Origin of the sequence: Mycobacterium sp. ACS4331 (assembly GCF_001667265.1) — a bacterium.
Taxonomy (GTDB): domain Bacteria; phylum Actinomycetota; class Actinomycetes; order Mycobacteriales; family Mycobacteriaceae; genus Mycobacterium.
Genome location: NZ_LZHW01000084.1, coordinates 1 through 14,593 on the forward strand (window position 1 = coordinate 1; position 14,593 = coordinate 14,593).

A 14,593-nucleotide genomic window follows, 5' to 3' on the forward strand; every position below is an offset into this window, starting at 1 on the left:
GAGTTGGCTTTGGCGTGCGGGCCCGACAACCGCAAAGTCAGCCCCACCAAATGGCGAACCCGCATGCGCCGCGGGCGGTGTGAATAGATCCCACCACCCCACCTCGACAACGGTGGACCACGGGTCAACGACCACCACCACCCCGAAAACCTCCTGAACCCACACCAGGAGGACGACGAAGGCGGCCCCGACCCCGGCTGACAGGTGGACAGCGCACGCGACCCCCCGACCCCGGCCGAACAGCCGGGGCCACCTGGGGGCGCACAGAGAGTCGTGTCGCTGTTGGTCGGCGGCATTGACTGAAACTGCCCGGCACTAGGATTGGAGAAGTCGATGGGACCGGAGGGCCCGACAGGATTGCCGAGGCCGACCAGGACGGGGACGCAGGTGAAGAGCGAATCTGACCGCGACCGCGATGAATCTGGCCGCCCCCGCAACTCACGGCCACGCGATGCGCTCGGCCGTCCACTTCCCGCCGACAGTCAGGGCGTCCCGCGCATCAGCGACGACCTGCGGCTCACCCCGGACGAGACCCTGCGATACACACAACGGCTGCTCGACGACGGCATGGCCTTTCACGCGCACGAAGTCTTCGAGGCCGCCTGGAAGAACGGCCCCGCCGAGGAACGCGCTTTGTGGCAGGCGTTGGCTCAACTCGCGGTCGGCATCACCCACGTCCAACGGGGTAACGCCAAAGGCGCTGCCGCACTGTTGTGTCGAGCGGCCGAACGCATCGGCGAAGTGACTCGCCCTCTGCCCTATCGGATCGACGGTGACGCGTTGATCGCGTACGCCGACAGCCTCGCCGCCGATGTCGCCGCGGGCGTCGAGATCACCGCAACCCGACTGCGGCCAAGACTGCTGATCGAGACCTGACCGAACCCGCTGCGCGCGTGGCACATCGAGCCTCACGGACACGCAGGACGAAAGGACTCAAGCCGCGATTTCGGCGTAGGTCGTCGTCCGCTGACGCGCGGGCCGCCCAATACCCGCGGCGATCTCGACGAGTTCGGCGACGGTCTTGGCCGAGCCGTTCTCCGAACCAGCCATCCGCGAGATGGTCTCCTCCATCAACGTGCCGCCGAGATCGTTGGCCCCACCACGCAGCATGACCTGCGTGCGTTCGATGCCGAGCTTGACCCAACTGGTCTGGATCTGAGAGATCCTGCCGTGCAGCATGATCCGGGCCAGCGCATGCACCGCGCGATTGTCCCGGTGCGTGGGTCCCGGCCGCGCGGCACCCGCCAGGTACAGCGGCGAGGACTGGTGCACGAACGGCAATGGCACAAACTCGGTGAAACCGCCCGTGCGGTCCTGAATCTCACGCAACACATTGAGGTGACCGACCCAATGCCGCGGGGTGTCGACGTGCCCGTACATCATGGTCGAACTCGACCGCAACCCGACCTCGTGAGCGGTGCTGACCACCTCAATCCACATCGAGGTCGGCAGCTTGCCCTTCGTCAGGACCCAGCGCACCTCATCGTCGAGGATCTCGGCGGCAGTCCCCGGGATGGTGTCGAGCCCGGCCTCGCGCAGGGCAGTCAGCCATTCACGAATGCTCAACCCACTCTTCGTCACACCGTTGGCGATCTCCATGGGAGAGAACGCATGCACATGCATCGAAGGCACCCGCGCCTTGACGGCCCGCACCAGATCGGCGTAACCCGTCACGGGCAGTTCCGGATCGATGCCACCCTGCATGCACACCTCGGTCGCGCCCGCGACGTGCGCCTCCCAGGCTCGGTCGGCAACCTCGTCGGTCGACAGGGAGTAGGCGTCGGCATCGCCCTTGCGCTGCGCGAAGGCACAGAACCGGCAACCGGTGTAGCAGATGTTGGTGAAGTTGATGTTCCGGTTCACCACGAACGTCACGTCCTCGCCGACCACGTCGCGGCGCAGCGCGTCAGCGAGTGCGGTCACGGCCTCCAGTGCGGGACCGTCCGCGGTCGCCAGCGCCAGATACTCGTCGTCGCTGCAGCCGGCGGGGTCACGTTCGGCCGACCGCAGCGCCGACAGGACGTCGGTGTCGATCCGCTCGGGCGCACGCGCCGCAAGTTCGTGGACGTGCGCGCGGATGGACTCCCAGTCCCCGAACGCACTGTCCAGATCGCTGCGCGTCTCCGTCAGCCGGCCGTCGGAGTCGATCGCGGTGTGCAGGTCAGTGCGCCCCAGCGACTCGGCGGCCTCGTCCGGTTCCTGCCAGGGCAGTCCCGTCGGATTGACGTCGCGGGCCCAACCGGTCTCGGGATCGGCAAGGGCGTCGACATGCGTTCGCACCCGCGGGTCGATCCACGCCGCACCAGCCTGGATGTACTTGGGATGCGCCGTCAGCCGCTGAACCAGGTCGTAACCGGCCTCGGCGGTGACGTCGGCGAGGTCATCCAATGCCGGCCAGGGCCGTTCGGGATTGACGTGATCTGGAGTCAACGGGGACACGCCGCCCCAGTCGTCGACGCCGGCGCCGACCAGTGCGAGGCACTCCTCGCGCGACACGAGGTTCGGGGGCGCCTGGATGCGCATGCCGGGTCCGAGCACCAGCCGGGCCACCGCAATCGTGGCCAGGAAGTCATCGAGTCCGGCATCCGGCGTCGACGCCATCGCGGTGTGGTCCTTGGCTCGGAAGTTCTGCACGATCACTTCCTGGATGTGCCCGAACTCCTTGTGCGACTTCCGAATCGCATGAATCGTCTCGGCGCGCTCAGTCAGGTTCTCCCCGATCCCCACCAGCAGGCCCGTCGTGAACGGGATGGAGAGCCGACCAGCGTCGGTCAGCGTGCGCAGGCGAACCGCGGGATCCTTGTCCGGACTGCCGTAGTGCGCCTCGCCCTTGGTCTCGAACAGCCGCCGCGACGTCGTCTCCAGCATCATGCCCATCGAGGGCGCAACGGGCTTGAGCCGCGACAACTCCGACCAGCTCATCACGCCGGGATTGAGGTGCGGCAGCAGGCCGGTCTCCTCAAGCACACGAATCGCCATGGCGCGCACGTAGTCCAGCGTCGAGTCGTAACCGCGCTCGTCGAGCCACTGCCGCGCCTCCGGCCAACGCGCTTCGGGGCGATCGCCGAGCGTGAACAGAGCCTCTTTGCAGCCCAATTCGGCACCCTGACGGGCGACCTCGAGGATCTCGTCGGGCTCCATGTACATGCCCACACCCTGCTTGCGCAGCGCCCCCGGGACGGTGACGAAGGTGCAGTAGTGGCAGGTGTCCCGGCACAGGTGGGTGATGGGGATGAACACCTTGCGCGAATAGCTGATCGGCAGGCGCCCCTCCGGACCGCGTCGTCCGGTCGACTCCAGGCCCGCATCACGAACCCTCGCGGCGCTCGCGCACAGATCCGCCAAATCGTCACCACGGGCGGCCAGTGCGATGGCCGCCTCGTCGACATTCAGGATCACCCCGTCGCGGGCCCGCCGCAGGACTCGCCGCAGCGCCGATTGGCTGGGGGCGGCCGTATCCACGGGCATGACCGGTGTGGGCAGGTCGACGTGCTGCGGGTTCAGAGCCACTCCTCGTTAACCCATCGATGGTTGAGATTCATCCGCATGTCTCACTATCTGAAACGTCGGTCCCTGCCCTGACGCCCCCACACTAGCCGCGCCCATCGCTTCGGTGAACACGCCCTTGGGTTGTGTCCGACAGTACCGACAGATCAGCGGGCGAGGGCGTAGATTCCACGGTGGCCAAATGCAGAGTCAGGGAGTTGGTATGGGTGTTTCCGTTCGCTCGGTTCTGACCACCGGCGTCACCACTCTCACGGCCACCGCGATCGTGGCCGCCCCGATCGTGTCACCGCCCGTCCCTGCGGCGCCACCCGCCGTCACCTGGTCGGTGCAGAACACCGCGAGCGTGGCCCCCAATCTGTTCGACCTCCCCGCGCCGCCGCTGGAGGACGCGGTGGTGACCCCGATGAACGCGGCCTCGAACGTCATCGACACCGTCTACGCGTTCACTCGACGCTGGGCCAATTACGCCTCCCTCGACCTGGCACCGTGGGCGCTGAGCTTCGTCCCGTTCGGATACCTGGTCTCTGACCAGATCTTCATCTGGTACGAACCGTTCGTTCTCGCCGTGACCGACGCGTTCGTCTATGACTTCTTGGACCCGGTGGTCAACGACCCCCTCAACCTCGGGGTCTGGGGAGCCGGAATCGGTGCCATCGCCGACGCGGCCATCAACGGCGTGGTCGCCGGCATCCGCGGCGAGATCAATTACGTGCTGAGCCTGCAGTGGCTGCCATTCCCCGTGCCCCCGCTGCCGCCGTGGTGGCCCAGCCTCTCGTCGGTCGCGTCCGCGTCCGCCGCCACAGAGGGAGAGTCACTCCTCAAAGCCGGGATGACCCTCACGGAACTGTCCGAATCACTTGGACAGGCATGGAACGCCGAGATCCAGCCGGCGATCCAGCGCGGCATTGACCACCTGACGCAGGCGCTCGACCCCACAACGTGGGTTCCCGCGCCCGACGGGATCGCCCCCGCCGACATCGCCGGCTCGGAGAAGGCGCCATCGCCGGTGCAGCCCACTGAGGTGGTGGGCACCGGCGACGGCCAGACACAGTCCGCGGTCCAGGAGACACTCCCGGGGCCGACGCCGAACACCGCCCCCGGCGCCGCACCTGACCCGGTCGACGTCACCACAGCCGCCGACGGGGCCGTCGAGCGTCCTCGGTCTGCCCTCGACAACGCCTTGTCACGCCTGGAACTGGCCAGAGAGAAGGCCGTCAGACACCTCGACAGGGTCGCCAGACCCGAGCGGTCTGCACCCGAAACCGCGCAGTCGGACACCGCAGACGACGCCAAGGCCGGCACCAGGACCGACTCAGCGGCCGGGGACAGTCCGCGCACCCGCGTCGTGGACGGCGTGAAGACCCGCTTGGCGAAAGCCGCCGAGCGGGCCACCAAGTCCACGTCGGCCCGCCGAGCCGCTCAGTCGGCGGAGTAGGCACAAGGCCGGCGGAAGGGGAGGCCGAGGGGCCGACGTGCCCCGGTGCAAGGCCTTCTGACCGACCCGCCCCAACCGGTCAGCGGTGGGCCTGCGCCCGGCGAAGCTTGTCGTCGTTGTGCCGTATCAGGAACCACGCGGCCGGTCCGGCTCCCACCACGATGAGCAGGATCGGATAGAACGCACGCCAACCCGATCCGCCGAACATGATGTCCCCGCCGGGGCCCCCGAACGTCAGCAGTCCGGTGGTGATCAGCCACGTCCACAGTGGGAGCGCCGCGACTCGAGTCTCCGTCGTCCACTGGCTGGCGGCCCACACCAGCGCCACGTTGACCAAGCCCGCGACAAGGGCACTGACGGGGAACGGAACGACGCCGATGTAGAGCGGCAACAGGAGCGCAGACATCACGGCGCAGATGACGCCGTCGACGGCGAGAAGAGTCAGGACGATGACGCGACTGGCGGAATCGACTCCGCGCTCGTCGGTCAGGTCGGGACGCTGTCGAGCAGCGCGGTCAGTGAGCCCACGACCCACTGGAAGTTGTCCAGCCGGTCCTGCCAATGCTGCTGGTTGGGGTCCAGATCCGGATCCATGGTTCGTCCCTTCCGATGCGCCGCTGTCGGCAGCCTACCCGACACGGGTAGTCACTACTCGAATCTGCTGCCATGGCTACTCGTGTGCGGCGCAGGGCGTATCGCACCGTTATGAATCTCCGTAATTTTCTGCGCAGAGTCGAACCAAGGGGGGACCGATGAGCAGCAGAGTCTGCACCGCCGTGATCACGCAGGGCCGCAGTGAATCACAGCCGCGAGCGCTACGGAACCGCGCGAAGAGGACTCGGACGCGCCGTTTCCGACGCTCACCGAACATCTGACCCGGTGACTTCGCCGGCGGGACTGCAGAGGGGGCAGTCCCGCCGGCGATTCCGGCTTTTCTACGGCAGGTCCAGACCTGCCAGCAGGTCGGTTTCCCAACCACGCTCGTTGCGCGCGCCGCTCTCCCCCGATACGAGGACGTAGTGCTCGTATCCCGAGATCGGCAGCGCGAGATTGTTCGAGAGCGCCGCAGCGCGGCCGGTGGGACCGACGACGACCTGTGTGGCGTGGGCCGCGAGCGCTTCGATCTTGGCGGTCAATCCATCGGTGGCATCGATCATTGTGGTGATCTGCTCGTCCGAGTAGCCGAACTCGATGTCGCTCGGGGGCAGCACCCAACCCGGCAGCAGATCAGCGGAGTCCAGGCCGGCGGCTGCGGCCTGGACGGCGCGACCGGAGAGGACCGTCCAATAGAACTTGGACACCGTCCAGGGCTCACCGGGGTAGTCCGTGGTGGCCGCGGCGGCCACCGCTGCCGTGGTGACCTGGTGTGCCCGGATGTGGTCGGGGTGCCCGTACCCGCCGTTGGGGTCGTAGGTGACGACGACGTGAGGACGCAGATCGCGAATGATCTCCACGAGAGCGCCGACGGCCTCCCTCTCATCCGCATCGACAAAGCGCTGCCGCTCACCGCGTGGAGGCGTTCCCGCCATCCCCGAGTCGCGCCAGCGTCCGGCGCCTCCGAGGAATATCGGGTCATCGATCCCGAGCAGGTGCAGCGCCGAGCAGAGTTCGGCGATGCGGTATCCCCCCAACTGATCGGCGTGATCGGCTGCCAGCAGTGCCCAGCGGTCCCCGATCACCTCCCCCTCTTCACCGAGCGTGCAGGTGACGACTCGAACCTCGGCGCCCAGTGCTGCGTAGTGGGCGATGGTGGCCCCGTTATTGATGGTCTCGTCATCTGGGTGCGCGTGCACAAAGAGAAGGCGTGGCCTTTCAGCTTGCATCGACCCAGCGTAGCGGCGACCCTCTGGCGAATTCCGTCTACCGACGATTTCCCAGGTTGAGCTCAGGTTCCCGGTGTCGGCAGCAAGGTTTTACGTCGCCGTCAGCACCTTTGGGCACGTCCACCAAGAGGTGTCACACCTCCCATCGAGACTGTTCTGAGACCAAATTTCGTTCACGTGTGCGAACGAAACCTGCAGCGCCGCTAACCCGCCCTGTCGTTACCAGAACTTAACCGGAGCTGAGGTGACTCAGCTAACAGTTACGGCGGCTGGACGCGATCTTGAAGGTTGCCAACAGCAGCAACAGCAGCCACACACGTATCCAGCAAACAGTGACACACCGTGCCACGAGTTTCCGTTATTCACCCCTTCTTGCATGCGGGCGCACCCGCCTCCACGGCGTTAGCCAGCAAACATTCTTGAAACCGCAAAGACTGTCCGATTTGGTCTGTGATTCCCTGAGCAGAACCTGAGAAACTGGCCCAAGCTCTCAGCTACCCGGTTCAGCCCAACCAGATAGGGGAAGTAACAAAATGGAGATCTCCGCCCGCTCGTACCTCACGGCCGGCATGGCGCTCACCGCAGCCAGCGCCATTGCTTTGACGCCAGTCGTGGTGACGCCGACGCACGATCGGAACCTGACGATCCCGAGCGTCTCGGTACCTGATGTGCAGCTGTCGGCGGCCATCGACGATGCCGCGATCGCTGAGTTCATCGCCGCGCTCAATGCCGGCCTCGCCGACGTGGTCGCGACCGTCGACGCGGTTGCCGCGATTCCGGGGCAAACTCTGCTCGGCGTTCTGGACGAGGCGTCCAGCCTCAACACCGCTCTGTGGGACACCCTGATCGAGGCCGCCTCCGGTTCTCAGACCCTGTCGGGCCTGCTGACCCTGCTGGCGGGCACCTCCCAGGCCGGATTCGACCAGCTGCTGGTCACCGTCGGGGGTACCGATGAGATCATCTCGCTGCTGCCCGGCACCGTCACCGACATCATCGGATCGACGCTGATCGGCACGCTGTCGACGGCCCTCTACGCCATCGCCGACGTGGTCAACAACCCGTTGGCCCTGTCGAGCTACACCGGCCTGCTTGGCGCCGGCGTGGAGACCGCCGCAGGGGTGGCCTACGGCGGCATCGATCTGGTGAACGAGTTCGGCTTCGCGCTGTTCGGCTACAACGACGGCGAAGTTCAGCTTCCCGGCCTGCTCGGCATCAACATCGACGGCGTCCAGGGCCAGTTCAACATCGCACTGGGCGGCCTGAGCGCACTGCTCGACGGTGTCGCCACGGCATCGGGCAGCCAGATCGTGGAGGGTGTCGTCGCGGCGGTCCAGGGCCTGGCCATCGCTCCGATCTCTGCGGTCGTCAACGCTTCGGCGGGTGCCGCCAACAGCGTGGTCAACGCGCTCAGCGACGGCTTCTTCACCATCTCCGACGGTGCCTGGTACGCGGTGGCCGAAGTCGAATACGCGATCACCGGGGCACTCGACGCGATCGGCAACGCACCGCTGGACCCCGCCAGCTACACCACGGCACTGTCCTCGCTGATCAGCGGCGGGTTCGGGGTCTTCAACACCGCGGTGTTCACCGCCGGCGACCTGGCCAAGGTTCCAGTGAACCTGGCCTCGAACCTCACGGTCTCCGCCGCGGCCCTGATCACCGATCTCACCAGCGGTCTGGCCACCGCGGTCTCCGGTCTGCTCACCGCCGTGGGTCTGCCCGCCGAGGTCGCAGACCTCCCGGTCGCGCTGGCCGCGACGATCAACTCGGTGGTCAACGAGGCCCGCGACCTGGCCCTCGGCGGTCTTGCTGCCGTCGACAGCCTGATCGACACCGGTGTGGGCACCGTCATCACCGTCTCGAACGCCATCGAGGACGCCATCACCGGTGCCCTGACGACCGTCGGCGAAGCTCTGCCCGACCTGACCCCGGAGGCGCCGGCCGCCGGCGACGCCGGACTGCGCACCGCCCTGGTCGCCGTCGAGAACGAGACCGTCGTCGAGACCGAGGTTGTCGAGACTGAGGTCGTCACCGACAAGGAGATCGTCGCGGTCGACGACTCCGCCTCCGGTGAGGAGACCTCGGTGGTCGTGACGGACCCGAAGGACCTGGCCGACGCCCCGTCGACCGGAGTCTCCGACGGTGGGTCCGGCACGGAAGCCCCGGCCAAGAAGACGGCCAAGGAGAAGCGCGAGGCCGCCAAGGCCGACCGCGAAGCAGCCAAGGCCGAGCGCGCCGAGCAGCGTTCGGCCGCCAAGGCCGAGCGCGCGGCCAAGCGTGACTCCGCCAAGGCCGAGCGTGCGGCCAAGCGCGACTCCGCTTCGAGCAGCGCCAGCGCCGAGTAACACCCCAACGAAAGAGGGGCCCACTCATGGAGTGGGCCCCTCTTTCTTTTTGCCGCAGTCCCACCCACTGGCAAAGCCGGCTCGGGTGTGCCGATCTGCTGCTTCGCGCGACCGTCGCCACTGCCAGCTACCCGCCGGGACGCACGAGTGCTTGCGCTCGCAATGACGTGGCGAAAGCTGAGAGAAACCTGAGCCATACTCGACGCGGGGCGCATGGAAAACCTGCGCGGGGTCGGGGATCAATGAGGACCTTGGGGGGTTCAGCAAATGAAGAAGTCTGTTCAATGCCGTCTCGGAGCGGGTGTGGCGATCGTTGGTGCAAGCGTCGTCGCTCTGACACCTGTGGCGCCTGCGTCGGCGGCGGCGCCACGGGTGGTCGAAGCGCCGTTCGGGCTGGCAGCAATCTACGACCAGGCACCGAGTGAACTGTTGACGCTGTCGGGCGAGCGGCTCGTCACCACGGCGGCAGCTGCTCCGCTGACACCACTGGCCGCGGCGTACGCGGTGATCGCAGGGGATGAGAACCTGCTGCGCGAGGTGGTCGCCGATGCCACCGGTGCACCACTGTGGGTGATGGATCCGGCCCTGGAGGCCCTCGCGCAGATTCTTCCGGGCGAGCTGGGCGGTGGCACCGGCCAGGAATCCACCGACGGAGTCGACGACGGGGCGCTTCTTCAGTTCCGCAACACGGTCCTGATCGACCTGCGTGACGACGCCGGCGACCTCGCCGAGGGGGCGGCGCTGACCCTGCAGCGCCTCGTCAGAGGACTCGCGTTGGCACCCCTTGGCGTCGTACCGGTCGCCGAAGGTGCGCTCACCTCGATCTCGGGCGGGCCCAACACCGCGTTGTACCTGGCCCTGCGGGAGTACATCGATGCACCACAGTGGATCGCCGATCCCGCCATCGAAGGTGCGGCGCGGGTGCTGCCCGCACCCGTCGGAGGCACCAACGGTGAACCGACGGATCCGACCGGCGACGGTCAGCTCATGCAGTTCCGCAACAACGTGCTCATCGGCGCCCGCGATTCGGTGCGCAGCACCGTTGCCGACACCCTGGGCGTTCACCCCGACACCGGTGCCCCGATCTCGACCGCGACCATGCAGTCGCGCAGCAGTCTGCTCCCTTCTGCCAGCGACAACGATGCCGCGGCCCGCAAGGGCGAGTCCGCGGCGCCGAAGCGGACCACACCGGCCACCTCGCTGACCAGACCCGATCGCAGACTGGACGCGAAGGCTCCCGTCAAGCGCCTGGAGCGCCTCGTGAAGCGAGTGACCGGCGCCAATCGCGCCCCGGAGGCCGGATCCGCGGACTGATCTCGGCTCGGATGACGGTTCGGGCGGTGTGGGGCGCCTGAACTCGAGCCACTCATGCACCCCGTTCGGCGCTGAGCGCTGGGCGGGGTGCAGTCGCTTTCCGCGACACGATGACGATCAAATCGCGTCAGGACGTGACATTTTTTTGGTTGCCGGGGCACTCCAACCGCCCCAAGCCGCGGTAGCGCACGAACCCGCGACCCAGTCGGTGTGCCACCCAGGCCGATGACATACATGCGATTCGCAATGCCCCGGAAACTCGCACCGGACGCCGTGCGGACGACCCTCCGACCGGCAATTTCCCCATCCAGAAAATCAGATCCCGTGATCTGGCATTTACACAGAGAGTGCCATTGTTGGCGAAAATAAAAGGAGCAGATGGACGCGAAGTGATTCGCAGCTCGACGCCCAATATACGCCCGGCGATTCGCCCGGTCACGCCGCAGCGACCTTGCTGGCCAGGTCGTTAGCGGAGGGCAATGACCTCCACTGAATGCGGCAGGATTTCGTTACCAAAGGTACATAGCTGAGCAATTCGAGGGAAATTCAAATGTGCACAAAAACCCACTTACTCAGTTTCCTCTCAGGTACTTTCGGCCCGTCAGAAGCCATCAGCTTCATGAAGGGGATGCAAGCAATGCAAATAGCTGTACGTTCATACCTCACCGCAGGTGTCGCGATGGTCGGAGCAGGCGCGATCGCGCTCGCGCCCATTCATCCTCCGGTGTCCTCCGTTGAGATCGCGGCGCCGTCGACCGCTCATTTCGCCGACGTCGGGCTCACCGCGAGCACCAATCCCATCACTGTGTGGGCTGAAGTCCTGCAGAGGTCCGCGGACAACGCGGGCGCTCTGGCCCAGGACTTCCTCGCCGCACCGGCCCCGGTGCTGGCGCAGGCGATCCGCAATCAACTCGGCAACGCCGCGTTCCTGGCCGTCACCGCGCAGCAGACGGTGGACCTGATGTTGTCAACGGTCGGCGCGCTGCCCGACACGGTGAAGACCCTCGTCACCCAGCTGGCTGACGGTGACATCGCCGGTGCGGTGCAGACCCTCACCTTCGCTGTACTCCCCCTGGGACTCGGGCTGGTCGCACCGGTACTCGCAGTGGGCGCGGTCGCCAATAACGTCGTGCAGAACTTCGCAGCCGCATTCGAGGTCGTCACCAAGGTGGACAACATCCTCCCCGTGCTGCTCGGCGTGGGCGGACCCATCTTCTCGGTGATGTACACAATCGGCCAGACCGGCCAGGCGATCGTGGACGGACTGCGCAACCTCGACTTCGCCGCAGTGGCGAGCACCTTGATCAACGCACCGGCCCGCCTGGTCGATGCACTGCTCAACGGTGCGGGCGAGCTCCTCGGCCCGAACCCGGGTCTTCTCACGCCGTCGCCGGCCGAAGGTGAATTCGGGTTCGGCGGCCCGATCGCGGCGCTCCTGGATCTCCGCAAGAAGATCGCCGAAGCGATGACGGCCTCGGGCGACCCGAGCGCGGTCCCCGCGGCCGCCAAGGTCGAGGCCGACGAGTCGGTCACGCAGCGCTCCTTCATCGTCGACGTGTCGCAGTCAGAACCCGCCGAGGCCGGGGCTGTCGAGTCCGGGGCCGCCGGCGCGGCAGGGGACGGGGCCGGCCTGGAGGGCCAGACTCCGGGCGACACCGGTACCGCGCCCACGCCCGCCCTCGAAGCCGGGGACGATTCGGGCACCGATGGTGATTCGGGTTCCGCGGCGCCGCAGGCCGGTGCCGGACTGGCGGGCAAGATCTCCGACGCGGTGTCGAAGATCAAGGAGAAGCGCGCCGAAGCCAAGGCCGAGCGCGCGGCGGCCAAGGCGGAACGGCAGGCCCAGCGTGAGGCGGCCAAGGCCGAGCGCCAGGCCAAGCGGGACGCAGCCAAGGCGGACCGCGACAGCGGCGGCGCCGAGGCACCGTCCGCGTCGGCTCAGGACGCTGCCTGACCGAAACAACACCGATGGGGCTCACCGTGAGGTGGGCCCCATCGCTGTGTCAGGGCTTCTTCGTCCACGTCCCCGCATCACCGACGATGCCGACCGGCACAGCACCCGTCAGCGCGACGTTCTGCACCGAGGGCCCCGCGGCGACGATCGTGGTGTCCTGCAGGATCGGCAGCACGGTCCACATGTTCCAGAGCTTGGGCTCGACGGCATCGATCACCGCGTCGATGTCTTTCGAACCGTCAAGGGCCGCATCGATATTGGCTTGAATGCTGCGGTCGCAGACCTGCGTGAGGTTGGACGGCGCCTGCACCAGTTCGCCCGACTCCACGGGGGGCGGGGGCACGGTCGTGGTGGTCGGCGTCGCGGTGGGCGGCGCAGATCGCGGCGGGCTCGCGGTCGTCGGCCCCGCGGAGGCAGGCGTGGTGGTCGGTCCGGCGCCCGACGTGGGCACCGGAGTCGCCTCCAGCGCCGGGCAGCCATACCGCGAGGCCAACAGCGTCGCGAGGTCTCCCCCGGCCCGATGCCACCCGACGATCGCGTCGACCTTGTTGTTGGCCAGGGCATCTCCATACAGCGCCACCGGGTCCAACGCCAGCACGGAGGCGGCAATCCCCGCGTTCCGCAGTTGGTCGGCGGCGGTGTTGGCCACCGCCACGGACGTCGGATCATTGGCCGCGACCCCGAGCACCAGCGACAGCTGCTTGCCGTCCTTGACCAGACGGGGCCGCGACGGCTCCTGCTCCGGAGTGGTCCGCTCCGGTTCGAACACGTAACCGGCCCCCTCGAGGAGGGCGAGCGCGGCATCCCGCGTGAGCGCCGTGGGCGCGGTGGGCACGTAGCCGGGATCGGACGGCGACCGCACCTGGGCCTGAGCCAATGTCACGGTGTTGTCGCTGCCGGCACCCACAGCGGCCAACAGGTCGACGTCGACCAGACCGAGGATCGCCTTTCGCACCTGCGTATCGACCAGCTGGGGCTGCTGCCCCCGCAGCGTCAACTGCATCACGCGCGGGGTCACGATCCGCGCGGTGCGCACGTCCGGAATCGCCGACAGCTGCGCGAACGCCGCCGCGCCGCCGTGGACTTGAGCCACCTGAGTGTCACCGTTTCGGATCGAATCGGCAAGTGCCGCAGGAGCTCCGGCCCGGCGGAAGAGGATCTGATCGGGCACCGCGGGCGGACCCCAGAACCTGTCGTTGCGAGCCAGCAGGATCTCATCGCGCTGCGGATCGATGGTCTCAACCCGGAACTGTCCGCCCGTCACCGGCAGCGCGCGGGCCAGGCCGGCCCCGAATCCGCCGGGCACGTCCTTGACGATGTGGGCCGGCAGGATGTCGGTGAAGAGCTCCCGCCAGGCCGGGTACGGCTGCGAGAAGGTCACCACGGCGGTCTTGCCGCCTTCGATCGACTGCACACCAGTGATCAGGTCATAGCCCGCGGGATCCACCACACCGGGCTGGCTGACCATCTGGCGCCACAGGTACCAGAAGTCGTCCGCGGCGATCGGCGCGTTGTCGGTCCACGACGCCTCGGGACGGATCTTGTAGGTGACCGTGAACGGGTCCTCGCTGGTCACCTCGGCCGACACCAAAAGCGTGTTGTCGATCTCCCAACGCGATCCCGTCGAACTCTTGTTGTCGACGACGGGACGGAACGCACTGGGCAGCACCAGGGCGCTGATCGCGGCGTTCACCGGCGACTGATCCGACAGCAGATGCGGATTGAACCCGGCGCCGACGTTGTCGATGCCCATGATGATCTGAGTCGCCTTCGGCGGCGGCGGAGGCGTGCTCTCCACGGTCTCGGTGCTCTGCGGGGCCGGGGGCGGGCTGACCGTGCACGATCCGGTGACCAGCGCAGACAGTACGGCCGCGGTCGTCATCAGGCGGCGGCGGGCGGTCTGCACGCACATCAGCGTATCGGCAGGCCCGATGTCCTCCTGCCGGTCATCGCCGACACCAGGGCGCACACCGGTTGCCCAGCAAACGCCTGCCCAGGCTCACGCATCGCCCGAACAACGGGGTCGGGCGGGGTGCCGCCGGCCGCTCACCAGGATGTCGCCACATTTCCTGCGGCAATTTCGGCCGAGAAAGTCGGGCCATTCAGGCCAGGGGAAATTGAATTAGCTGACCAGGGCCGCTATCCGGCCAGAAGTTGCAGCGCGGGTGACCACTTACCCACACCTTCCACACCTCAGTTTTCCGCGGTTGAACTG

9 protein-coding genes are annotated in these 14,593 nt (G+C 67.3%); 5 read left to right on the plus strand and 4 right to left on the minus strand.

Translation table 11 applies throughout. The features are described from left to right. Positions 1 to 387 precede the first annotated feature (387 nt). A complete protein-coding gene (locus A5727_RS19455; protein ID WP_068253472.1) occupies positions 388 to 876 on the plus strand; it encodes a DUF309 domain-containing protein in 489 nt (162 codons plus the stop codon). A 57-nt stretch (positions 877 to 933) separates the two neighbouring features. Here A5727_RS19455 and A5727_RS19460 read toward each other — a convergent pair whose 3' ends face one another. After that, positions 934 to 3,468: a bifunctional FO biosynthesis protein CofGH gene (locus A5727_RS19460; RefSeq protein ID WP_197507706.1), complete on the minus strand. Its 2,535-nt coding sequence runs from the start codon at positions 3,466 to 3,468 to the stop codon at positions 934 to 936. 241 nt (positions 3,469 to 3,709) lie between these two features. Between A5727_RS19460 and A5727_RS19465 the strand changes: the two genes are divergently transcribed. Then, positions 3,710 to 4,942 (plus strand): hypothetical protein, encoded by a 1,233-nt coding sequence (locus A5727_RS19465; protein ID WP_068253483.1) that lies wholly within the window; start codon positions 3,710 to 3,712, stop codon positions 4,940 to 4,942. Between the two features lie 79 nt (positions 4,943 to 5,021). On the opposite strand, the gene A5727_RS19470 is transcribed toward A5727_RS19465, so the two are convergent. Together A5727_RS19470 and mshB are read right to left on the minus strand one after the other, a co-directional pair. Next, positions 5,022 to 5,477, minus strand: a complete 456-nt coding sequence (locus tag A5727_RS19470; protein ID WP_068253487.1) for a hypothetical protein — start codon at positions 5,475 to 5,477, stop codon at positions 5,022 to 5,024. Positions 5,478 to 5,877: 400 nt separating this feature from the next. After that, complete coding sequence (mshB, locus tag A5727_RS19475) at positions 5,878 to 6,765, minus strand: N-acetyl-1-D-myo-inositol-2-amino-2-deoxy-alpha-D-glucopyranoside deacetylase (RefSeq protein WP_068253490.1); 888 nt, start codon at positions 6,763 to 6,765, stop codon at positions 5,878 to 5,880. 533 nt (positions 6,766 to 7,298) lie between these two features. Here mshB and A5727_RS19480 point away from each other — a divergent pair. The 3 genes from A5727_RS19480 (at position 7,299) to A5727_RS19490 (ending at position 12,378) form a co-directional block, all read left to right on the plus strand. Beyond that, complete coding sequence (locus A5727_RS19480) at positions 7,299 to 9,110, plus strand: hypothetical protein (RefSeq protein WP_068253492.1); 1,812 nt, start codon at positions 7,299 to 7,301, stop codon at positions 9,108 to 9,110. 303 nt (positions 9,111 to 9,413) lie between these two features. Then, positions 9,414 to 10,424 carry a hypothetical protein gene (locus tag A5727_RS19485; protein WP_157521465.1) on the plus strand — a complete coding sequence of 337 codons (1,011 nt, stop codon included), beginning with the start codon at positions 9,414 to 9,416 and terminating at the stop codon, positions 10,422 to 10,424. 679 nt (positions 10,425 to 11,103) lie between these two features. Further along, a complete protein-coding gene (locus A5727_RS19490; protein WP_068253499.1) occupies positions 11,104 to 12,378 on the plus strand; it encodes a hypothetical protein in 1,275 nt (424 codons plus the stop codon). 49 nt (positions 12,379 to 12,427) lie between these two features. On the opposite strand, the gene A5727_RS19495 is transcribed toward A5727_RS19490, so the two are convergent. Further along, positions 12,428 to 14,290, minus strand: a complete 1,863-nt coding sequence (locus A5727_RS19495) for an ABC transporter family substrate-binding protein (RefSeq protein ID WP_068253502.1) — start codon at positions 14,288 to 14,290, stop codon at positions 12,428 to 12,430. Positions 14,291 to 14,593: the final 303 nt, after the last annotated feature.